The sequence below is a fragment of the Kitasatospora sp. NPDC097691 genome, from assembly GCF_040302665.1.
Taxonomy (GTDB): Bacteria; Actinomycetota; Actinomycetes; order Streptomycetales; family Streptomycetaceae; genus Kitasatospora.
Window position 1 is genome coordinate 1 of the sequence record NZ_JBEORY010000095.1, and the last position, 20,900, is coordinate 20,900.

The window sequence follows — 20,900 nt, forward strand, 5'->3', positions numbered from 1 at the left end:
ACGCGCCTGTCCGCGCTGGCCGCCTCCGTCGCGCTGCTCACCGCCTTCGCCGTACCGGCGGCCTCCGCCGACGGGGCAGCGGCCGCACCGGGTGCCCGGGTGGCGGGCCCTCACGAACGCCCCACGCGGCGGCCCCTGACGGGCCCTCAACCGATATTTCCGACCGGGCATTCGGGGCGTTTCCGACGATGCTTCCCAGAGCGCGTACAGCTCTATCCTACCGACCCGCGAACAGGCACGGGACGCGAACACACAACCTCGCGGCAACCATCCGTCCCGGCCCTAATCCGGCAACACTCACGGCGGGAATACGAATTCCCTTCAGCCTTCTTTCAGGCCGCAATCCGAAAGCCCCACGCGGCGCAGCGGACAGAAATCCCATTCAGGCACGCCGGAAAGGGGCCTACGGCCCTCCATGGCGACACCACGACCGGCGTCCAAGCCGCCCAGAAAATCCCGCACACCGGCACGGATGCAATTCCCGCAGCAGCACCACCGAACCGAACACCGGACCAGGACGGCAGGACCGGCCCCCAGAGCCTCCAAGGGCACGGGCCTGGACGGCGGTCGAGCCGGGCGCAGCGGGACGGCCTGGCGGCCGACCAGGACGGCCACCAGGCGCAGCAGCGCGGCACCGGACGGCACGGGCGGGAGCCGCCGAGGCCGGCGGACCGGCCCAGGCCGGTGCAACACGGCACTGCAACACGCCCACCCACCCCCGTTCCCAGCCACATAACCCCTGGTCGGACCCACAACGCGGCTCCGTGTCGCACCTCAAGCGCAACCTCGCGTTGCACCCCCCACCAGGCTGCCGAGCGCGACCGCCAGCACGAGGCCGGCCCCGACACCGCCCACCGTCCACCCGGGGGCGGCCACCCCGGACAGCCAGCGCGGGCACCACCTAGGAGGTTTCGCCGTCCGTCTCCTCGAAGTCGCCGATCATGGCCGGGTCGTCGGCCGAGGTCGACTCAGGCCAGGGGGCGGCGCCCGTGACGCCCAGGTCGACGCGCATCGCCTCTCGGGTGGCGCGGATCAGGGGCCAGAGCGCGTGTTGACCCTCGGCGGCCGACCGTAGTGTCTCGCCGAGCCGGGGGTTCCCCTGTTCGATGCGCTTGATCTGCCCGTACACCCGGGTCAGTGCGTCGTTCAGTGTGTTGGCCGGACCGATCACGGTGTCCGGGGCGATCATCAGGGTCTCGGACCAGCGGTCCCGGTGGGCGTCCTTCGCCCTTTCCAGTGCCTGGACGTCCTCGTCCCCGGGCGCGCGATCTCGCATGACGTACAGGTGACGGCTCAGCGCCGTGGCGAACTGTCGGGCGTCCCGATGGAGTTCGGTGTAGCACCGCCGCCGCAGTTCGCGGTTCTCCCGGCGTTCCTGGATGGCATGGCTCATCTCCAACTCACGCTTCTTGACCCGGTCCGCGCCGCGCTGAGTCAACAGCGCGCCGCCCAACGTACCCGCCACCCCGGTCATCGCAATCAGTACCGCCCCCACGTCCATGGGATCACCCTAGGATCCACCCCCAGCCGTCCTGGCGACGGGCTACCCGGCAGGGCTGGCCGGACAGGACCCTGGCCGAGCATGCCGGGACGGCTTGGCGGTTCGACCACGACGGCAGCCAGAGGCGCAACAGCGGGCAGCACGACGGCAGGCCCGCGAGCACGAGCCAGCGGACCAGATGACGGCCAGTGCAGCACCGCAGGTGCAACGCGCCCACCAGGGCTCCTCCGAGCCACATAGCGCCTGATCAAACCCGCAACCAGCCCCCATGTTGCACCCCTGCGTAACACCGCGTTGCCCCGCGTTCCACCCCACCCCGCCACCAACACCGCCATCAGGAGAAGGCCGGCACCGACAGCGGCCAGGCCGGCCAGCGCCTGGCAGTCGGCAGCGGCCGATGCCTGGCGGTCCGGCGACCCCCAGACCGCAGCCCCCCGGCTGTCGCGGCTGCTGTCGCGCCCAGACCACACACAGGGGATCAGGGGTATCCGACCACGTCACAGCACACGACAGCACCCCACGCGACAGGCAACGCGACAGCAGGCACGACAGCCCCCACACGGCCTGAACCGGCCCCGCAGCCGCCTCCCCAGACCACCACCAGAACAGCGCCTCCAGGGCGGCCTGACGGCCACCCAGCCGTCCAGCGCACAGCAGACCCCGGACAGCGGCCGCCCGGCGGCGCCCGGCAACCCCGGAACAGCGGCGCAGCACCACCCGGCAGCCAGGACGGCGGCCGGCACACAGACCAGGACGGGGCGCAGCAGCAGCGGCTATAGCACTACAGATGATCTTGTCAGCTACGTTTCGTCCGTGACGAATCAGCAGCAGGGCGACATCCGTGAGTGCGGTTGGTGCGGGGAGGAGGTGACCTACCCGCCGCGGCGCTGCGAGGACAGCTGGGAGTTGTGCGCCGCGTGCGGCGCGTGCTTGTGCGACGACGAAGAGGACGACGAGGTCTGCCGGAAGTACCGGGACCAGCCGCGCCGGGGCTGACGACGGCGTGCTCCTGGTGGTGCTCGTCGTCCTGGTGCCCGTGGCTGGTGGGGTTGTCGGCCGGAGGTCATGGCGGTACGTGCTCCGGATGACGTGCGGTACGTGAGTCCGCGACTGCCGGCGGGGACGGCGGGGAACGACGAGCTCCTGGTCGACGTCGACGGCGAGCGCCGCAACGACGAGCGCCCGGGCCCCGCACAGCACCCGCGGCCCCTGTCGCGCTTGCCTGCCGCGCCCCGACCACACACAGGGGAACCCGGACATCCGACCACGCCACGACACACGACAGCACCCCACACGACATGCAGGCGCGGCAGCACCCAGACCGAGGCCCCCGGAACGGCCTGACGCCCACACACGCCACACCCGGCGAACCGGGCCAGGCCGAGGCAGGGCGGGGCGGACCGGGGCGGGGCGCAGCGGCCCCAGGGACCACACGGGCGCGGTGCGGGGCGCTCCGGGGCGGCAGCCGGGACAGCAGCAGGAGAGGTGACCCAGGCATAGGCAACAGTCACGGGACGGCGAGCTCCTGATCGACGCCAGCGAACGGGACACCGGCAGACACCGAGACAGCCGGGACGGGGCACACCAGCCACCGAGACGGAACAGGCAGCCGCATGCCGCACGGCATTGCCGGGCGAGGCCGGTTCGCTGTCCGGGCCCCGGCTGCCGGGGGCCGATGCCGGCCTCGGCGGCTGGTGCAGCAGCGACCGAAGCGACCAGGGCCGCCGGGGGCACCGAGGCGGTGGGCGCCGGCGAGGGGGCGCGGTCCGGGGCGCGCCGGCCGCCGGGGCGGGGTCGGCGGCCGGCGGCCGAAGCGGGCGCCGGGGCGGTGGCGCCGGCGAGGAGGGCCGGGTGCGCCGGGCAAGACGGGACGGGGGTGATTGCCGGGATCTCGCCGACCGTCCCCAGATGCTCAGGACAACGACACCGAAACCACCGGGAATGCGATTCCGTCCCCTTTTCCTGAATACTCGGTCGGCTATTTCCGGAGTTCTGCCGGTTCGGAGGTGCTCCGGGACTCCGGCGGGGTCTGTGTGCACTCACAGTCACCGCCTGGCGGGTGACCGCCTCCCACCCGGTCCCGCGCGACGATCGGGCAGGTGGTCCAGGCAAATCTGTGATCAAGGCTATTTTGCGTTCTCAATCGCCGACAGGTCACAGTGGCGATCCCTCGCCGGATAGAGCTTCGCGTGCAGTCCGGCAGATCTTTCCCGGCGCGTGCAACTGGCATCTCGTCGGAGCGCGTCTCGACGTGCGGCGACGTCAGAAGTCGTTGCCCCAAGGGCCATACGAGGTCGACCATGTGGTCGAGAGGATCAGGAGCCGTTCCGTGTCGGACGAGACCCCACTGCATCCCGCCCCCTGGCCACCCGCCCCGATCAAGACCGAGCGGCTCGTGCTCCGTGAGCCCGAGGCCCGGGACCGTACGGCGTTCATCGAGCTGCTCGCCTCGCCAGAGGTGCACACCTACCTCGGCGGTCCCCGGTCGCGTGACGAGCTCGAGTGCAAGATGCCCGAGGTGCCCGAGCGGTGGCCCGGGAGCTTCGTCGTTGATCTCGGCGGGGCGATGATCGGCCAGGTCCTGCTCAGGAGGTCACCGGGGAACCGTCGCCCGGCTGCTGCGGGGAAGGCCGAGCTCGGCTGCCTGTTCCTCCCCAGGGCTTGGGGATTCGGGTACGCCGCCGAGGCATGCGCGGCGGCACTCGACTGGCTCGCTGATGCGCTTCCCGGCGAGCCGGTGGTGCTCACCACGCAAACCGCCAACGTCGCCTCGATGCGCCTCGCGGCGAAGCTGGGGTTCACCGGGGTAGAGCGGTACCAGGCCTGGGGCGCCGCACAGTGGCTCGGCCTGCGGTCCCCCATCACGCCGTCCCGTTGAGCACGCGGCCAAGTCGCCCGGTGGGCCTGTGACCGCCCGGAGCAGACGGCGGCCGCAACACGGGCAGAGGCCATTGCACGCCTTACGAGCCGGTCGGATCACACCGTGCGGTCCTTCGTCGGGAAGAGCCTCGCGTGGAGCACGCAAGCATCCCACCACGGATCCTCCGGGACACAGACCCAGGCGGTCACCTGCTCCCGCTCAGTGTGGGGGCAGGCAGCAACAGCGGGCCCCAGTCCTTCTCGGCGCGGTACCGCCCCGCGCGAAGGCGGGCATGGTCTCGTTGACCGCCATCGCGTGCTGGGCGCCGGTGCCCGGGCCGTCGATCCCATGTCGGAACGGGGCAGCCCGCGCGCCAGGCGCAGGGTGAGGACGAGGCACTCGAAGTCCATCCCGGCGGAGCGGGCGGGTCGATGCGCACCGGCAGCAGGCGGGGCGTGGCGGGCTCGCCCCACTGCGCGGGCCGGGACTCGGCCGCGGTGAGCGCGGCCTCCGGCTTCCGCGACAAGGTGGTCTTGCCGATGCCGGCGCGCCGGGCCTCGCCGGTCAGCCAGGTGACGGCCCCGGCACGGTTGTAGCGCCAGTCCCTGATCTTGTGCGCGAGTTCGGCGGCCCTGAGGGGGACGGCGAAGTGGAGGAAGTCCCGGAGCTGGGTCGGCCATCTCCAGCGGCTGTGGCTGGCGCATCAGTGAGCCGCCACCGTGTCGCCCTGCGGGGAGCGCACGGTGCCCGGCTTCCGCTTCAGCACCGAGGACAGCAGCCGGCCAGTGTGCCGGTCGAGAGCTGCGGACTGGGCGGCCATGACGGTGTCGAGCATCTGCACCTGCTCTTCGACGTGGCCCTCGGGAACTGCGGACGACAACGGCGGTAGGCCGAGGAGGAATTGATGAGCGCGTTCGCGATCGCCCACGTCAGGTCGGTGGAGTTCGGGCCCGACATCGTGGAGTACCCGGAGCGCATCGGGCGGAGCCGTTTTGCCGGGCTGGGTGCCGGGAGCCTCAGCGGGGGAGCGCGGCCCAGGCCGTGGTGAGGCGGGTGACCAGGGCGGCGGCGGTCTCCGGGGGGAAGGAGTACGGCAGCCGCAGGTGGTCGTCGTGGGCGCCGGTCGGGTCCATGGTGGCGCCGGGCACGACCTCGGCGCCGTGGCGCAACGCGAGCCCGGCGTAGACGCGGGCGTCGGTGCCGGCCGGGAGGCGGATCCACAGCACCGAGCCGCCCTGCGGGGGCTGCCACTGCCAGTCCGGGAGGTGTGCGGCGAGCAGCCGGGTCATGGTGGCGAGCCGCTCCTGCCGCAGCCGCTCCCGTTCGGGTGCGAGCGCGGGCAGGGTGGGGAGCAGGCGGGCGGCGAGGGCCTGGTCGAGCAGCGGGCTGCCGAGGTCGTCGAGCGCCTTGAGCCGGGCCAGCCGGTCCGCGGTGTCACGCGGGGCGCGGATCCAGCCGATCCGCAGACCGCCCCAGACCGCCTTGGCCAGCGAACCCACCGTCAGCACGGTACCCCCGGCGGGGTGCGCGGCGAGCGGCGGCGGGGCCTGCCCCGGAGCGAGGGCGGCCGCGTGGGCGCTGTCCTCGAGGACGGTCACGCCGTACTCGGCGGCGAGTTCGGCGACCCGGCGCCGCCGGGCCGCGGACATCAGGGCGCCGGTGGGGTTGTGGAAGGTCGGCATCAGGTAGAGCAGCGCGGACCGGTGCTCGGCGAGCGCGGCGGCGAGCCGGTCGATCCGGATGCCGTCGGAGTCGACACCGACGCCCACCAGTCGCGCCCCGGCTGCCCGCAGGACGTCCAGGCAGCCCGGCCACCCGGGGGACTCCACGACCGCGGTCGACCCTCGCCCGAGCAGCAGCCGGGCGGTCAGGGTGACCGCCTGGGTGGCCCCGGTGGTCACCACCACCTGCTCCGGCGCGGTCGGCAGGCCGTGCGCGCCGTGGTGGTCGGCGATCGCCGCCCGCAGCGCGGGCAGCCCGGCGGGGTGGTAGCCGGCGTCGCGGACCAGCCCGGGCAGGTCCTCGCGGACGAGTTCGGTCAGCGCCCCGGCCAGATCCGGCCCGCCCGCCTCGGCCGCCTGCCCCAGCGAGATGACGTCCGGCGGCGGCGCCACCAGCCGCTGGATCACCGCGGTGGCCTGGCCGCCGCGCACCCGCCCGTCCACCGGCGCGCGGTGGACGGCGGCGCCCCGCGACACCCGGGTGCCGCTGCCCCGGCGGGTCTCCACCAGGCCCGACCCGCGCAGCGCGTCGTAGGCGGCGACCACTGTGGACCGGCTCGCCGGGAGCGCGTCGGCGAGCCGCCGCTCGGGCGGCAGCCGGTCGCCGGGACGCAGGTCCCCGGAGCGCACGGCCCGGACGAGGGCCTGGGTGAGCCGCCGGTACAGCGGCCCCTCGGCCGAACTCCAGTCGCCCAGCAGGTCGATCAGCTCGGCGGGCTCGGAGGTCCCACGATTCCGGTCCACTTTCCCCTCCATTGGCACGGGAGTACGACCCGCCGCTGACAGAGGCTAGCGGCGTGATCATCACCTCATCGATCGACCCCCGACTCGCCGCCGTCTGCGACCTCTCCGTCGTCGCCGCCCGGGACAGCGCCGGACTGCACCGCTACGACGGCGCCGTCCAGGACCTTTCCCCGGACGGCGTGCGCCGCGGTCTCGCCGCCCTCGGCGGCCCGGTCGGCACCGCGCCCTACCCGGACCCCCACGACGAGGCGCACGCGTCCGCCGCCGAGGAGGCCCTGCGGGTGCGTTTCGGCGAACTCGAGCTGCACCGCAGCAACCCGCTGTGGCACATCGAGAACCTGGACCTGTCCGGCTACGACCGCGCCTACGCGCCGCAGTCCGAACGCGACGCCGCCCGGCAGGCCCACCTCAACGGCTGGCCGGACGCCGTCGACGCCGCCGTCGCGGCCCTGGACCGGGTGCCCGCGCCACTCGCCCAGGCCACCCTGCCGCTCGCCCGCGGCCTGGCCGCCTTCCTCGACCCCCAGGGCGGCCCCGTCCACGCCGCCGCCCGCCGTGCCCACGCCCGGCTCCTGGCCCACCTGGAACGGGCCGCCGCCGAAGGGCCGCAGTCGGCGGCACTCGGCGGGCCCGCGCTCGCCCGGCTGCTCGGCGCCGCCGAGGCCTGCACCGTCGACCTCACCGCGATGACCGCCCGGGTCGACGCCGAGCGCGACCGGCTGCGCACGCTGCTCGCCGAGGCGCTGCGCCGCGTCGACCCCGGAGCCCCCACGCCCGACGCCACCGTACGGGCCCTGCAGGCCGACCACCCCGACGTTGACGGGGTCCTGGCGGAGTTCCGGGCGCTCGTCGAGGAGACGGTCGCCTGGACTGCCCGGCACGACCTGGTGCCCGACCACGACGTCGAGGTGCTCGTCGAGCCGATGCCCGACTCCCAACGCCGCGCACTCGCCGGACTGTTCGCGTCCGCGCCGTACGAGCAAGACGCGCCCGGCAGCTTTCGGGTCTCCCTCCCGGACACCGGCTGGTCCGCGGCGGAGCGCGAACAGTGGCTGTCGACCGGCTTCAACCGCACCCTGATGCCCAACATGGCGATCCACGAGGTCGCGCCGGGGCACGCCAGCCACTTCCGGGCGTTGCGCCGGGCGGCGACCGACGTCCGCCGGACCCTCCACTCCGAAGCCTTCATCGAGGGATGGGCCCACTACTGCGAGGAGTTGGCCCTGGAACAGGACTTCCGCGACGGCGACCCGCGGGTCGCCGTGGCCGTCGCCCAGGACGCGCTGCGCCGGGTCACCCGCTTCGCCTGCGCGATCGGACTGCACACCGGGGCGATGACCCTGGCGGACGCGGCGGCCCGGTTCACCGCGGACGTCGCACTGGCCGGCCCGGCCGCCCTGCACGAGGCCCGGCGCGGCCTCTTCGACCCCACCTACGGCCGGTACACCTGGGGCAAGTTCGCGATCCTCGACCTGCGCGAACAGGCCGCGAAACGCTGGGGCTCCGGCTTCTCGCCGCGCCGCTTCCACACCGCCCTGTTCGACCTCGGCGCCCCGCCGCTGGGCCTGCTGCCCACCGCGCTGGAGCGCGGATGACCTCGCTCGCCGGGTTCGCGCTGGCCTCGCTGGCACTGGTCGCCGTGCCGGGACCCAACCTGGTCTACATCATCACGCGCAGCGTGCAGGACGGACGGCGGGCCGGGCTCGTCTCCGCCCTCGGGGTGGAGACCGGCACGCTGGTCCACTGCCTCCTCGCCGTCGGCGGCCTGGCGGCGCTGGTCACCGACCACCCGATCGCCTTGACCGTGCTGCGCTACGCGGGCGCCGGCTACCTCGCCCACCTGGGCGTGCGGACCCTCCTTAGCCGCCCGGCGCAGGCCGGTGACGGCCCGCAGCAGCCCGCCCGGGGCCGACTGCTGCGGGTCTACGGCGACGCGGTCCTGGTCAACCTGCTCAACCCGAAGGTGATCCTGTTCTTCCTCGCCTTCCTCCCGCAGTTCCTGCCCACGGGACTGTCCGCCGCCGGCACCCGGGCCCGGATGCTCCTCCTGGGCGCGGTCTTCCTGGCCGTCGCGCTCACCCTGGACCTCTGCTACGCCCTCCTCGGCGCCGCGCTCACCGGCCGGCTCCGCGGCACACCGCGCGGCCGGCGGTGGCTGTCCTACGCGGTCGGCGGGGTCTACCTCACCCTGGCGGCGCTGGTGTTCACCTGAGCCCGCTGTGAGTCGTGGTCGTGGACGCGGCGAAGGAACGCGGCGGGGGCGGGCGCGGGGGGCGGGGGGCGGGGGCGGGGACGGGGACGAGGACGGGGGTGTGGTGGAGGAGTCGGGCGGTGCGGGCGATGACGTCGCCGGCGTAGCTCTGGGGTTGCGGTGGGTGGCGAGGTGGTCGGCGAGGTCCTGCCACCAGAGCGGGGTGTCGGCGAGGCGGCGGGTCCAGCCCTGAGCGCGGGCGGTCACGGTCCGGTCCGAGCGCTGGTAGCAGGCCTTGCACAGGCCCTTGATCCACCGGCCGGGCCGTCCGCAGGCCTCGCACGAAGGTAGTGACAGCGGAATGCTGCCCGGGGTCATGGGTGCGGCAGAGGCGGCAGTGCTGGGTGACGACGTCCAGGATCCGGCGCCGGCCGCAGTGCGCGCACGGACCCCGTCCAGGGCCTTGGGCGGCACGGCGCTCACACGCGGCGCAGCACTCGGCACTCGCGCGCCGCGTACCTGCGCAGCCCGGGCAGGCCCTGGAGCACCAGGCGCAGCGGCCGCCGCCGGGAGGCAGCCACCGGACGGTCTGGCAACTGGGACAGCGGCCCTGCATTGCGCCGGGAACAGGGATGGACACGGGTGCACCTCCTGATACAGGTGCTCTGTCAGGGAGGTCCGGGCGGCCCCGGACGTTGGACGCCGGGACCGTGGTGGGCCGGGGGGCGGCGGCGTGAGCGGCAGGTCGGGCCGGCGGATGCCGGCGGTGGGCCCGCGAGAGGGCGCGCCGATGGCCTGGCGGTGAAGGGCGGCCAGGTCGGTGTGCATCGGGAGGTGGTTCACAGGGGCGGGAGGGAACGGTGTGCCGTCTCTGCTGGCGGCTCCTGCGCTGAGCGGCGTGGCTCGGGTGGCAGGGCGGACTCAACCAGGACCGGCCGCTGCGGGGGCGGCGGAAGCGGGCTGGGCGGCTCGGCGGCTGGGAGGGCGGGGAGGTCGCCGGGTGTGCAGTCGAGGGCGGTGCACAGCGCGGTCAGGATGGACAGCTTCACCTGCGCCGGCTGCCTGGTGAACAGCGCCGACACCGACGCCGCGGACAACTCGACCCGGGCGCGTTCGGCGAGCAGGCGGCGCAGCCGGGTGGCGCTCCACACGCCGCGTTCTGCCGCCGCCATGCGCAGCCGCCACCGGACGCCGGGCGCTGGTTCAGCGGGGGTGTCCGCGGGACATGGCCTGTCCGGGGAAGGGGTGGTGGTGTCGGTCATCGGGGCTCCTGCGTCGGGTCAGCCGGCCAGGTCCGCGACGGCAGCGACGGTGGCGCGCGGCCAGGCGTCCTCGACGAAGCGGGCGGACGGTTTGACGTAGGCCATCGCGGAGGCGATGTGCCGGTGACCGAGGAACTGCTGCACCGCGATCAGGACCATCCCCCGCTCGTACTGGTGCGTCACGCATGCCCGGCGCAGCGTGTGCGGGGTGAACCTCTCCGCCGGGCGGTCTTCGAGGTCGAGGAGGCGGGCCAGGCGGTCGCGGACCGCCTCCGGCTTCAGCGGCCCGCTGCTGGGGTCGGGGAACAGCACGGGGGTGTCGGGGAACAGGTGCCGGATGTCCGCCAGGTACCAGGCGAGGACCTGGTCGATGCCGTCCAGCATCGGCATCCACCGGGGCCGCGGGCCGAAGGTGTTCGCGGCCTTCCCGAAGCGCACGTACGGCCTGCCCGACGGGCCCTGCCCCGGGTGGACATCACAGCGCTCCAGGCGCACCGTCTCGCCGACGCGCAGCGCCGCGCGGTGAACCGCTCAGACCCGGTGAACAACAACGCCGAACCAACTGAAAACCACACGCCGATCATCACCACCAGCGACGGGGCCCAGGCCGGGGCTGGCCGTGACCGCCCGTCCAGCGCACTAGACACCACGGGGGATGTGCCTGTTATCGTGACGCCTCCGCATATTTGAACGTGTTCAATATTGGGGGCGGGTGGATACTCCGGATGTGCGGCGGCCGGTGCCGCGGGCTGCGCGGGTTCTGGTGGTGCTGGCGATTCCGTGTGCGGCACCGGCGATGGGCTGGCTGGTCTTCAGCCACGGGACCGTCATCGACGGCCCGTTGATGCTCGGTCCATTGATGACGGCCGCACCGCAGTTCGCGCGGGCCGCGGACGATTTCCGGACAGCCTGCCTGGTGAACGGCTGGGGGTTGCTCGGCATCGGCGGCATCGGCTTCATTTTCGGCTTGTTCGTGCTGATGCCGGCGGGCATCGTCCTGCTCGCCGCGGCGAGCCCGACGCGCCCCAGGCCCCGCCGCTTCCCGGTGCTGGTCGGCGGTGTGGTGTCGGCGGTGACCCTCGGCCTCGCAGGCTGGGTGCTCGGCCCGGTCTGGATCGGCCCGTACTTCCAGGAGCCGGATGCTTTCCTCGCCACCGTCCACGAGGACAGTCCACTCCTTGGCGTCGGCCTGCGTCCGACGACGCTGCGGGTCAACGCCACAGACCTCGGCCACGGCGCCACACTCGTCAGCCTGGGAGAGACCGGCGGAGTACCAGGCGGCAGACTGACCGTCGTCTTCGCCCCAGGCGCTCCCACCGCCGACCTGGCCGTCCTCCGCCAGAGGATCGCCGGCCTGCCGGGCGTCAGCGACGCCAGGCTCTGCAGCCCACCTGCCCACAACTGCCGCTGACCGGGAACCGGACCCGCCGCGCCGCCCCGGGACGGCGGCCAGGACTGCCGGCGCGTGGCGGTCGCCGGCACCAGTAGCAACCACCACCCGAACGTCGCCCGCGGACCCACCAGGCACCCTGTCGCACCCACCTGTCGCGCCCCACCACACACAAGGGATCAGGGGGCATCCACCCACGTCACAACACACGAAAGCAGCACGCGACACGAGACACGACAGCCCCCACCCACCCCGAACCACCACGAGCGGTCCATGACGGCCGGGCGGGGCCTGCCTGGTGCCGCGCAGCGCGAGGACCGCGGTGCGGGTGCCCTCCACCCGGCCCGTCACCTCGCGCAGCGTGGCCGGGCCGGGTGGAGGGCACCGAACCCCCGACACCCGACACCCGACCCCCGACACCCGACGTCCGGCCACGAAAAACCACGGCGGAAACCACCCCGAAAACGGCCCGGACCACCGCACCCCCCTGCCCCCGAACGAGACGGGAAACCGCCCCCGTCCCCACAGAAGCAGACGAGCGGCAGAACCCACGCCCGGCCGAGAGGGGTTATGCCCGTAATGTTACGTTACGCACTAACTCGCTACCGGGATCCACCGGCGAAAACCCTCCCCCGCTCCCCCTCCCGGCTGTGCCCTGACAGCAGCACAGACCAGAGGAAAGGGCTACCCCACAACAGAAACCGGGAGCGGGACCATCACGACCCGCAGGCCCTCTGGGAAACAGTTGCCGACAGTCAAGAGCTGTCCCGGTCCGGGTGGGGGCGGGCGCGACCGGCCGCGCGGGAAAGCGGGTGGGGGGAAGGGCCTGGCGGCCCCTTCGAGGGCCTGGGGGTGGCGCCCGCGGCGCCACCGGGTGCGGGAACAGAGCGGTACGGGAGCAGAGCGGTGCGGGAACAGAGCGGTGCGGGAACAGAGCGGTGCGGGAACAGAGCGGTGCGGGAACAGAGCGGTGCGGGAACAGAGCGGTGCGGGAACAGAGCGGTGCGGGGTCCGGAGGGCGAATCGGGGGACTGGGGCCTCGCGGCCCTTCGAGGCCCGGGGGGGGTGTCGTCCCGTCACCGATGCCGTGGCCGCTTCGGGGCGGTGCTGCGGCCAGGCGCGGGATGTCCGCGATGGCACGACACGGGGCGGCACGGGCCTGCCGCGAAGGGGCGGTGGCGGCGATACGCGAAGCGTGCCACCCGGGAAGACGGGAAGCCCCCGCAGCGGGGCGCAGCACCAGGGGCGGGGCGCGGCACCGGGGGCGTCCGGACTCTTCCGGGCCGCGAGGCAGAACGCAGCACGAGGGCCGGAAAGGGAAGGCCACAGGCCGGAAAGGGAAGGACAGGGGCCGGAGATGGGGAAGACCGGGAGCAGCCGGGCCCGACTGGCCCCTTGGCGGGTGGGCCCGGGACTGTCGCCCGTGGTGCCACCGACGGGCCGGTACAGGGAGCAGCGCGGGGCACGGCGCGGGGCACGGCGCGGGGCACGCGGACAAGCGCAAGGCCTGCGCTTCAAGGTGATGGCGAACCAGGCCGGAGCCGGCCCGGTTCCGGGGCCGGGCAAGCCCCGCGGCGGGACTCAGCAGGAACGGGTGAGCGCCGGAACACCGGCCGCGGGAGGCCGGGACCGGCAGCCCCTCAGGGGCGCATCCGCGGCGCCACAGGCGCCGGCGCAAGGCCGGTGCGGGAGCGCCCGGTGTGCAGCGCGCGGATGCGGCGCCCTCGCGGGGAGCGCCTACGGAGTCATCGGCGGGGACCTGTACCAGGTTCCGGGCCGGGGACCGGTCTACCTCCTGAGGGGGTACACCCCCGCGAAGCCGGATTCCGGGCCGGTCCCGCACAGGGGAGAACCGCCGGTGATTTTGTCGGGTCATATGAGAGCCACGGCTTCGGTGTGAACGGGAACCGGGTTTGGGCTGTTCGTGGCGGCGGTGTACTCGTTCATGGCTGGTGTTCTTCCGTGAGTTCGGGAGCCACTCCGGCGAGTTTGGGAGCCACTGATCGGGTGACCCGCAGGGTCCGGGCGGAGTGTCCGCAGGAGGCTGAGCCGGGGCGCCGATAGCTTTTGGCCGCGGGCCCGGGCAGCCTCCCTGACAAGACGCGGCCGGGGCCCGCCTCGACGGACTGACGGTGCTCCTTGAATCCGGTTCTGACCGCAGTTCCGTGAAGGATCCCGGAGTTGGTCGACCTCGTGCAGTCCGTCCGGAGTCACCTGGTTGGATGAACGTATGACGGACTGGTCGACGCTCACCGACGCGTGCGGTTCCGCGGAACACGTGCCTGGTCTCCTGGACCGCTTCGAGGCCGATCCGAGTGGTGTGTGGTCCGAGATGATGGACCATCTATGTCCGCAGCTGGACACAGCCTTCCCCGCCAGCTATGCAGCTCTTCCACGGCTGGCCGAGATTGCGAGCGCCTGCGGGCCGGAGGATCTGGTCCGAGTGCTGCTGGCAGCCGGGGCGATAGCTTCCAGTTCGCCCGGACTGTCGGAGCCTGACAGCCCTCTGGCGGTCCACTCGGCCCCGATCGGGGTTCTGCACCGTCTCACCGATCGCCGCCTCAGCAGGGCGGTCGAGGCCGAGGAGTACGTGAACCTGCTGCAGGCCCTGCTCTCTTTCGAGGGCGTCGAGATCTGGGATCGCTGCCTGGACGGTCTGCAGACCGGGGAGTACGAGGTCGACTGCCCGTACTGCGGCGTCAACATGTTCGTCGTGATCGGACAGGACGACTGCTTCTGCTGCAGCGATGACTACGCGCTGCGAGAGGTGGAGAAGTCGCCCCTCCAACCGATGCGAACCCAAGAGTTGGACGGGCTGCCGCAGAGGTTGTTCACGCGAGCGATGGCGGACGGGCAGGAGAGCCTGGCTCACGGCATTCCGTACCTGTTCGGACGAGCCGCCTGCCCAGACTGTGGGACGGACTTCTCGGTGGCGGAGCGGGTGACTGCTGGCTGGACTCCGTGACCGGCCCGCCGTGCTGCTGGTGTGTCAGTTCGGGGTGGGGAACAGGGATTCCTGGGTGGCCTGGTAGCGGTAGGACTCGGTGCCGGTCTGGATCAGGGCGCAGCGGAAGGTGATCCGGTCGGCGATGGCCGCGCAGAGGCGGGCATCGCCGAAGGTCTTGTCCCACTCGGTGAAGGGTGAGTTCGTGGCGACCGCGGTGGCCTTGCGCTCCTCGCGTTCGGTGAAGATCTGGAACAGCAGTTTGGCGCCCTTGCGGTCCAGGTTGAGGTAGCCGAACTCGTCCAGGCACAGAAGATCGATCTTGCTGTAGCGGGCGATCACGGAGGACAGACGGCGGTTCGCGTCGGCTTCGGCGAGCTCGTTCACCAGCGCCGAGGTGGTGGTGTAGCGGACCGACAGGCCGGTCTCGGCGATCGCGGTGCCGATGCCGATCAGCAGGTGGGACTTGCCGGTGCCGGAGTCGCCGATCAGCACCAGCGGCCGGCCCTCGCGCACCCAGGTCGGCGACTTCAGGTCCGCCACGACCTCCGGGGTGACGTTCGGGTTCTTCGCGAAGTCGAAGTCCTCCAGCCGCTTGGGCCGCGGAAATCGGGCCAGCCGCAGCAGCCGCTGCTGGCGGCGGAGGTCGCGGTCGGTGAGCTCGGCCTGCAGCATGTCCAGCAGGAACTGCTTGTAGGTGGCCTGCTCGCGCCGGGCGGTCGAAGCCAGGTCGATGAACCTCTCACGGAACGCCGGCAGGCGAAGCTCGCGGCAGGCCTCGTCGATGAGCATGTCCTCCGGATCTCCGGGCAGCGACAGTCGGCGGCCGGGGACCTTGCCGGTGTCCTGCTCGTCGTCCTGGTCGGTGACGGTGATGGTCGGGCTCATGCGCCGTGGCCTTTCTGGGTCTGGCTGTCGCGGCCGGTAACCGGGCTCAGCAGCCGGTCGTACTTGCTCATGTCGGGCAACCCCTGGCGCGGGTCGGGCGGCAGGCGGCGCGCGTGCAGGGAGATCACCCGGGCCCCGCCGCCCGTCGCCGCCGGGACGCCTCGTGGTGCGCTGTGCTGACGGCGGACCAGGGGCTGTCTCAGCCGTCTCACCGTGCCCCGACGTGGTGCTCCGGGCGAACGGTCGGCGCCCCCGCCGTACGGAAGTTGAGACGTCCCAGAACGCGGTAAGGCCACGTCGCCACCCCGGATTCCCCGGAATCCTGGGGCATCCGGCACCGCACGGCATCACGCGGTGAGGCTGCCGGTGGGGTGGCCCCGCGGGGAGGGGTGAGACGTCCCAACCCGCAGGTCACGGGCCTGCGGACACCTGAGACGTTGGGACGGCGATCAAGGGTTGCTGCTGCCGTGACCACCTGTCAGGGTGAGTCCCGCCGAACCCCGGTGGCGTCCTGCGCCACCCGGCCCAAGGCTCGTGCGCGCTGCCCGGCAAGGCCCGGTCCAGAAGCGCGCCGCCGCTGATCACAGTCCTGTGCGGCGACTCCACTGCGCTCCACGCCGCTCCACGCCGCTCCACGCCGCGATTCCACCGTGCGACTCCGTGCTGTGGCTCGTGCGCTCCCGGCGGCTCGGGCAGCCCGCATCCCATCCCTACCGAAGGACCCCCATGATCAAGAAGTCGATCCGCCGCGGCCTGGTCGCGGCCGCCGCCCTCACCCTCTCCACCGCCGCACTGGCCGGCACCGCGCAGGCGTCGACCACCGCCCCCTGGCTCGGGTACAACCACGTCACCTCCGGCACCGGCGTGTGGTGCGTGCAGCACCTGGTCAACGACTACCGCCGGGCGAGCGGCCAGGACCCCATCGACGAGGACGGCCAGTGGGGCCCGCAGACCGACGGCGCCGTGCGGAACTTCCAGCAGGTCTCCCTCGGCAGCAGCCAGGCGGACGGCATCGTCGGCCCGGCCACCGGCAGCAAGCTGATGAATTACTCCTGGACCGACTCGGCCGCCGGGCCCGACGGCTCCTGCCAGCCGTACGTCCCGACCTACAGCTGACCGGCGCGCGGCGCACCGCGACCCGCCCGACCGCGACCCGCTCAACCGCACCCACCAGACCTGCCGTGCGCCGAACCGGCGGACGGACACCCGCAGAGAACCCTTAGAGAAGAGGAAGACCGTGCGAAACGGACTCAGGAAGTTCGCGGCGACCGCCGCCGTCGGCGTCTCCGTGCTCACCATGTCGCTGGCCGGCGCCACGGGCGCGCAGGCCGACTCCCAGGACGGCTGCCCCTACCCGTACGTCTGCATCTACGACGGCCCCAGCAGCGAGACCATCGTCGCCGAGTTCCGGGACATCACCAGCTACTACCAGAACACCAACCACGGGCCCGGCTTCGCTGCCGTCAACACCAGGAACCAGGACACCGTGTGGCTCCGCATCGACTACGGCTCCGGCAGCATCGGCTACCAGTGCCTCTCCAACGCGTCCCACGACCAGAACAGCATCTCGTCCATCGGAACCATCACCGGCATCAAGATCACCTCCAACACCAGCTGCTGACGCCCGCCTCCAGGCCGGCCCAGGCCTGACCGGCGGCAGCACCCGTACCCTGACGGCCCGCCCCTCCCGGGGCGGGCCGTCACGGCTTCCAGCCCGGCAGGGCGCCGGCAGCACCGGCAGCCCGCGCCCGCCCGGTTGTTCCAAGCCCTCACCATCCCTGCGCGGCGTTCCAGACGGGGACGAATCCGCAGGTCAGGGGCATACCGCTGTTCCAGCATCCCGGATCGCCGGGCAGGGCTGGCGGGCGGGACGGATCCCGGAGCAGTCTGTGGTCCGACGGCGATCGGCACCGAACCCGAGCGACACCCGAGCTCGGACAGGCCACCGAACGACCCGACCACCCAGCACTCGAACCCGGAAGGAAGCCCTTTCATGCGCACCTCGACCGACGCCCCCTCACCGTCCTGCTGGCCGCCGCCGCTCTGGTGGCCGCCGCGGCCGCCCCGGCCGCCGCCGTCCACGGCGGATCGGACACCACGACCGCACCGACCTGACCGGCACCGCCGGCCAGGTCCGCCGGGTGAAGGCCTACCGGGTGGACCCGCGCTACACCACCGGCCTGGACCACGACTCCGCCGTCCTCACCCTGGACCGTCCGCTGTCGCAGAAGCCGGTCCGGGTGGCACGGCAGGGGACGAGGCGCTGTACCGCTACGGCCACCCTGCTGGGGTTCGGCCGCACCGGCTCGGACGGCCCCGGCACGCACCTCAAGCAGGCGGTCCTGACGCTGGCTCCGCCGGCCTCCTGCGACCCGTACACCTCGCCCGGCGACTCGCCGCTGCTCAAGGTCTGCGGCCTGCCGCGGACCGGCACGACGGACAGCGTCTGCAAGGGGGACTCGGGCGGGCCGCTGGTGGTCGGCGGTGTCCTGATCGGTGTGGTCTCCACCGGCAACAAGTACTGCGACACCCAGCACCCGGTCTCGGTGTTCACCCGCGCCACCGACGTCCCCGCGGAGCTGCTGTCCTGGTGAGTCGGGGGCGAAGTTGGTCTTCGGTTCGGCGCGTGCGTTGTGCCAGCGGATGTAGGCGCCGATGGCGGCGTTCTGTTCGGTGTGGCTGCGGTGGTCGGTGCCGTTGAGCGCGAAGTAGCGAAGCGCCGCGAACTCGGCCTCGATCCAGTTCAGCCATGAGCCGTAGGTGGGCAGGAAGACCAGCTCGACCTGGTTGACCGCCGCCCAGGCCCGCACGTTGGGGTGCTTGTGCGGGGAGAAGTTGTCCAGCACGACGTACAGCTTCTCCCCGGGCCAGCGGGCGCGCAGGGTCTTGAGTAGGCCGAGGAACTCGAGCCAGCGCTTTCGCTTGCGGATCCGGTAGTAGATCTTGCCGGTGGCCAGGTCGAGGGCGGCGAGCATGTGCATCACGCCGTCGTACCGGTTGTAGGTGGCCCGTAGCCGACGCGGCGAACGCGCGGGGTGCCACGCTTTGCCCTTGCGCGGCTGGAGGTTGAGCGGTCCGAACTCGTCCAGCTATGCGGATATCGGCATAGATCGATGAGCTCGGATACATGGAACTCGACCGCAGGGGCGCCGAACTGCTCTTCCAGGTTCTGACCGAACGCGAGGAGAAGAACAGGGTCGCCATCGCCTCCAACGAGTCGTTCGGAGGCTGGACCAAGACCTTCACCGACCCCCGTCTCTGCGCAGCCATCGTCGACCGCCTCACCTTCGGCGGCAACATCATCGAGACCGGCACCGACTCCTACCGACTCGCCACCACCCGCGCCCGAGCCGAACAGCAAACGGCCGGCTGACAACTGCAACTGAGTGCGGTATTCGGGGGAGATCGCTGGGCGGGAGCCCGAACACCGCGCCGGGAGGTCAGCCCGCGAGCACCCGCCGCACATTCTCAAGACGCGCACGGTGATCCTCGATCCAGCCGGCCGGCGGCGAGAGAGGGAGGCTGACCGTCACCTGCGACGACGGACCGTCATGGATCGACACTCCGATCACACCAGGCCGCAACGGCTTGATCCCGAGCTGGACCGACCGGCCGGAGGTCAGCCACGAGACCAACCGATTACCAGCGAGCTTGTCGAGGGCTTCCTCCCACGCGTCGACGTCATCGGACGTGATGCCGACAGGGAAGCTGCCGTTGATGGTCTCGGTCTCCACAACGAACTCGCAGTCGAGGAAGTCGCTGCCCGGGACCCGTTCCAGCACCCGGAGAGAGACCACGTGACCGCTCGTTCCCGGCGGATCAGCGAGGTGAATCAGGTCGCCAAGGTCGTCATCCATCACAGTCCCTCTCGTCGGCCATCGAGCAAGGGGCATCATTCCGCAGGCCACCGACACACCCGCCTTCGGCCTGGATGCTGTCAGTTCTGGCCGATATTCCGCAGCCTGTTGATCACCACCTGCTGCCCAAACTCAGGTTCTGGTCCAACTTTTGTGGAGCAGTGACTCTCCGTAGCCTCTAAGGCCTGGGCGGCCCTTCGTGGCTCGCTGACGGACCTGTTTGGGATCATGCCTGCATGGACTTCGACCTCGCTCCACCGAACGGCGTCGGCCCGTTGCGGATCGGCATGACTCGGGAGCCGGCCACCGCGGCGCTGGACTCGCTCCGCGATCTCTCCACGGTGTCGGAGTCTGACCGGCCGGGTCAGCATGTCTTCCGTCCCAGTGGACTGATGATCAGTATCCACTGCACACGGGACGTGCTCGAAGCCATTGAGCTTGGGAGGCCGTCGACTCAGACAGACCGAGTCGTCTTCCGAGGCCTGGACGTGTTCGCGATCCCGGCCCGCGAGTTGGTGCTACGCATGGGCGAGTACACCTCGATCGAGGCGGACCCCGACGACCCGGCGTCTTTCGTCGCCTCTGACCTGCTCCTGAGCTTCTGGCGCCCGTTCGCGGCGGACGACGAGCCGGACGAGGAGCAGGGCTACTACTTCGGCTCGGTCCTGCTGGCACGGCCTGGCTATTACGACACCCCTGCTCAGGCTGCGGAGCGACTCCGGCAGAGCTCGTAACCGTCCCGTCAGGATGCCAGCAGGACCCTTTTCCGCAAGAGACTGAAGCCGGCCCGACCGTACATTTGGCGCTTGATCATTTTGATCCGGTTGACGTGGCCTTCGACGACGCCGGAGCTCCACGGCAGTGTGAGGCCGGCTGTTACGGCGGCGAGATCGCGTTCGAGGCCGTTGGCGAAGGCGTGGAGGCTGGGCAGGTCGTCGGAGCGGACCGCCTTGATCCATTGTGGCAGATGGTCGCCCTGAAGCTGGGTGAGCATCTTCCCGAATGCGCGGACGTGTCCGGTGAGGGCTTCCAGTTCGGGGCAGCCGGCAAGGACCGACTTGAGCTTCAGGCGCTCGCTCTCCGGCAGGGTGTCGGGGTGAGTCAGGATCCAGCCGGTGACCGTGCGTGGGGACGGCGGACGGGCCGCGGGTGCGGTCGGGGATGTGCGGAATGGCTGGAGGTAGGCGCGGACGGCTCCGTAGCCGCCCGTGTAGCCGTGCGTCTTGATCTCTTCCCAGAGGCTCCAGGCGTTCGTGCAGCCCTCGGCCCAGCGCTCGTGCAGGTAGGGCCTGAAGTCGTCGAGCTTGGTCCTTCGGTTCTGCCACTGCCCGTGGAACAGGTCTTCCGCCTTCGCGGCGTCGGCCAGCAGTTTGACGGTGCGGTAGGTCATGCCGAGTTCTCGCTGGATCGAGCGCCGGCTGTGGCCGGCGGCCAGCAGCGCGTGGACGGCAGGGCCATTGCAAAGTCCAGTGATCTTGTGAGTGTGCTGGTCAGGCGATGCCGAGGAGGTCGAGCGGGCGGGTGAAGGGCTCGTAGGAGATG

20 protein-coding genes and 2 pseudogenes are annotated in these 20,900 nt (G+C 71.9%); 12 read left to right on the forward strand and 10 right to left on the reverse strand.

Going from position 1 to position 20,900, the window contains the following annotated elements; translation table 11 throughout:
* Positions 1–901 precede the first annotated feature (901 nt).
* Positions 902–1,501 carry a hypothetical protein gene (locus ABTY56_RS37360; RefSeq protein ID WP_350634155.1) on the reverse strand — a complete coding sequence of 200 codons (600 nt, stop codon included), beginning with the start codon at positions 1,499–1,501 and terminating at the stop codon, positions 902–904.
* Between the two features lie 813 nt (positions 1,502–2,314).
* On the opposite strand from ABTY56_RS37360, the gene ABTY56_RS37365 reads away from it, so the two are divergent.
* Both ABTY56_RS37365 and ABTY56_RS37370 read left to right on the forward strand, forming a co-directional pair.
* Positions 2,315–2,497: a hypothetical protein gene (locus ABTY56_RS37365; RefSeq protein ID WP_350634156.1), complete on the forward strand. Its 183-nt coding sequence runs from the start codon at positions 2,315–2,317 to the stop codon at positions 2,495–2,497.
* A gap of 1,333 nt (positions 2,498–3,830) precedes the next feature.
* Positions 3,831–4,379 carry a GNAT family N-acetyltransferase gene (locus tag ABTY56_RS37370; protein WP_350634157.1) on the forward strand — a complete coding sequence of 183 codons (549 nt, stop codon included), beginning with the start codon at positions 3,831–3,833 and terminating at the stop codon, positions 4,377–4,379.
* A gap of 685 nt (positions 4,380–5,064) precedes the next feature.
* On the opposite strand, the gene ABTY56_RS37375 is transcribed toward ABTY56_RS37370, so the two are convergent.
* Both ABTY56_RS37375 and ABTY56_RS37380 read right to left on the reverse strand, forming a co-directional pair.
* Complete coding sequence (locus ABTY56_RS37375) at positions 5,065–5,196, reverse strand: hypothetical protein (protein WP_350634158.1); 132 nt, start codon at positions 5,194–5,196, stop codon at positions 5,065–5,067.
* A gap of 181 nt (positions 5,197–5,377) precedes the next feature.
* Positions 5,378–6,826, reverse strand: coding sequence for an aminotransferase-like domain-containing protein (locus ABTY56_RS37380; RefSeq protein ID WP_350634159.1), 1,449 nt, complete (start codon positions 6,824–6,826; stop codon positions 5,378–5,380).
* A 53-nt stretch (positions 6,827–6,879) separates the two neighbouring features.
* Here ABTY56_RS37380 and ABTY56_RS37385 point away from each other — a divergent pair, with 53 nt between their 5' ends.
* Entirely contained in the window at positions 6,880–8,421 is a 1,542-nt protein-coding gene (locus ABTY56_RS37385) for a DUF885 family protein (RefSeq protein ID WP_350634160.1), read from the forward strand.
* Positions 8,418–9,038: a LysE family translocator gene (locus ABTY56_RS37390; protein ID WP_350634161.1), complete on the forward strand. Its 621-nt coding sequence runs from the start codon at positions 8,418–8,420 to the stop codon at positions 9,036–9,038. Before ABTY56_RS37385 ends, ABTY56_RS37390 begins: the two co-directional genes overlap by 4 nt.
* Before the next feature lie 818 nt (positions 9,039–9,856).
* On the opposite strand, the gene ABTY56_RS37395 is transcribed toward ABTY56_RS37390, so the two are convergent.
* The gene (locus ABTY56_RS37395) at positions 9,857–10,189 is read right to left on the reverse strand and encodes a helix-turn-helix domain-containing protein (RefSeq protein ID WP_350634162.1); all 333 of its coding nucleotides are present in this window, start codon (positions 10,187–10,189) and stop codon (positions 9,857–9,859) included.
* Between the two features lie 108 nt (positions 10,190–10,297).
* Positions 10,298–10,774, reverse strand: coding sequence for a tyrosine-type recombinase/integrase (locus ABTY56_RS37400; protein ID WP_350634163.1), 477 nt, complete (start codon positions 10,772–10,774; stop codon positions 10,298–10,300).
* On the opposite strand from ABTY56_RS37400, the gene ABTY56_RS37405 reads away from it, so the two are divergent.
* The 3 genes from ABTY56_RS37405 (at position 10,748) to ABTY56_RS37415 (ending at position 14,634) form a co-directional block, all read left to right on the forward strand.
* On the forward strand, positions 10,748–10,969 hold the full coding sequence (locus tag ABTY56_RS37405) for a hypothetical protein (RefSeq protein WP_350634174.1): 222 nt from the start codon (positions 10,748–10,750) through the stop codon (positions 10,967–10,969). The two genes, ABTY56_RS37400 and ABTY56_RS37405, sit on opposite strands and share 27 nt — an antisense overlap.
* Before the next feature lie 37 nt (positions 10,970–11,006).
* Positions 11,007–11,690, forward strand: coding sequence for a hypothetical protein (locus ABTY56_RS37410; protein ID WP_350634164.1), 684 nt, complete (start codon positions 11,007–11,009; stop codon positions 11,688–11,690).
* Positions 11,691–13,899: 2,209 nt separating this feature from the next.
* Positions 13,900–14,634 carry a hypothetical protein gene (locus tag ABTY56_RS37415; RefSeq protein ID WP_350634165.1) on the forward strand — a complete coding sequence of 245 codons (735 nt, stop codon included), beginning with the start codon at positions 13,900–13,902 and terminating at the stop codon, positions 14,632–14,634.
* A 24-nt stretch (positions 14,635–14,658) separates the two neighbouring features.
* On the opposite strand, the gene istB is transcribed toward ABTY56_RS37415, so the two are convergent.
* Positions 14,659–15,405, reverse strand: coding sequence for an IS21-like element helper ATPase IstB (gene istB / locus ABTY56_RS37420; RefSeq protein WP_502893271.1), 747 nt, complete (start codon positions 15,403–15,405; stop codon positions 14,659–14,661).
* Between the two features lie 92 nt (positions 15,406–15,497).
* On the reverse strand, positions 15,498–15,629 hold the full coding sequence (locus tag ABTY56_RS37425; protein WP_350634167.1) for a hypothetical protein: 132 nt from the start codon (positions 15,627–15,629) through the stop codon (positions 15,498–15,500).
* 598 nt (positions 15,630–16,227) lie between these two features.
* Here ABTY56_RS37425 and ABTY56_RS37430 point away from each other — a divergent pair.
* From ABTY56_RS37430 to ABTY56_RS38970, 3 genes are all read left to right on the forward strand, one after another.
* Positions 16,228–16,617 carry a peptidoglycan-binding domain-containing protein gene (locus ABTY56_RS37430; protein WP_350634168.1) on the forward strand — a complete coding sequence of 130 codons (390 nt, stop codon included), beginning with the start codon at positions 16,228–16,230 and terminating at the stop codon, positions 16,615–16,617.
* A 121-nt stretch (positions 16,618–16,738) separates the two neighbouring features.
* A complete protein-coding gene (locus tag ABTY56_RS37435; RefSeq protein WP_350634169.1) occupies positions 16,739–17,122 on the forward strand; it encodes a hypothetical protein in 384 nt (127 codons plus the stop codon).
* Positions 17,123–17,390: 268 nt separating this feature from the next.
* Positions 17,391–18,095: a trypsin-like serine protease gene (locus ABTY56_RS38970; protein WP_502893270.1), complete on the forward strand. Its 705-nt coding sequence runs from the start codon at positions 17,391–17,393 to the stop codon at positions 18,093–18,095.
* A gap of 108 nt (positions 18,096–18,203) precedes the next feature.
* Here the strand turns inward: ABTY56_RS38970 and ABTY56_RS37445 are convergent.
* Positions 18,204–18,590 (reverse strand): annotated as a pseudogene (locus ABTY56_RS37445) (transposase); the annotation flags it as partial.
* 20 nt (positions 18,591–18,610) lie between these two features.
* Here ABTY56_RS37445 and ABTY56_RS37450 point away from each other — a divergent pair.
* Positions 18,611–18,874 (forward strand): annotated as a pseudogene (locus ABTY56_RS37450) (ATP-binding protein); the annotation flags it as partial.
* Between the two features lie 67 nt (positions 18,875–18,941).
* Here ABTY56_RS37450 and ABTY56_RS37455 read toward each other — a convergent pair.
* Positions 18,942–19,358, reverse strand: a complete 417-nt coding sequence (locus ABTY56_RS37455) for a DUF5959 family protein (protein ID WP_350634171.1) — start codon at positions 19,356–19,358, stop codon at positions 18,942–18,944.
* 236 nt (positions 19,359–19,594) lie between these two features.
* On the opposite strand from ABTY56_RS37455, the gene ABTY56_RS37460 reads away from it, so the two are divergent.
* Positions 19,595–20,092, forward strand: coding sequence for a hypothetical protein (locus tag ABTY56_RS37460; protein WP_350634172.1), 498 nt, complete (start codon positions 19,595–19,597; stop codon positions 20,090–20,092).
* Positions 20,093–20,100: 8 nt separating this feature from the next.
* On the opposite strand, the gene ABTY56_RS37465 is transcribed toward ABTY56_RS37460, so the two are convergent.
* Positions 20,101–20,900: transposase (locus ABTY56_RS37465; protein WP_350634173.1), on the reverse strand; the 800-nt coding region annotated here is incomplete at its 5' end.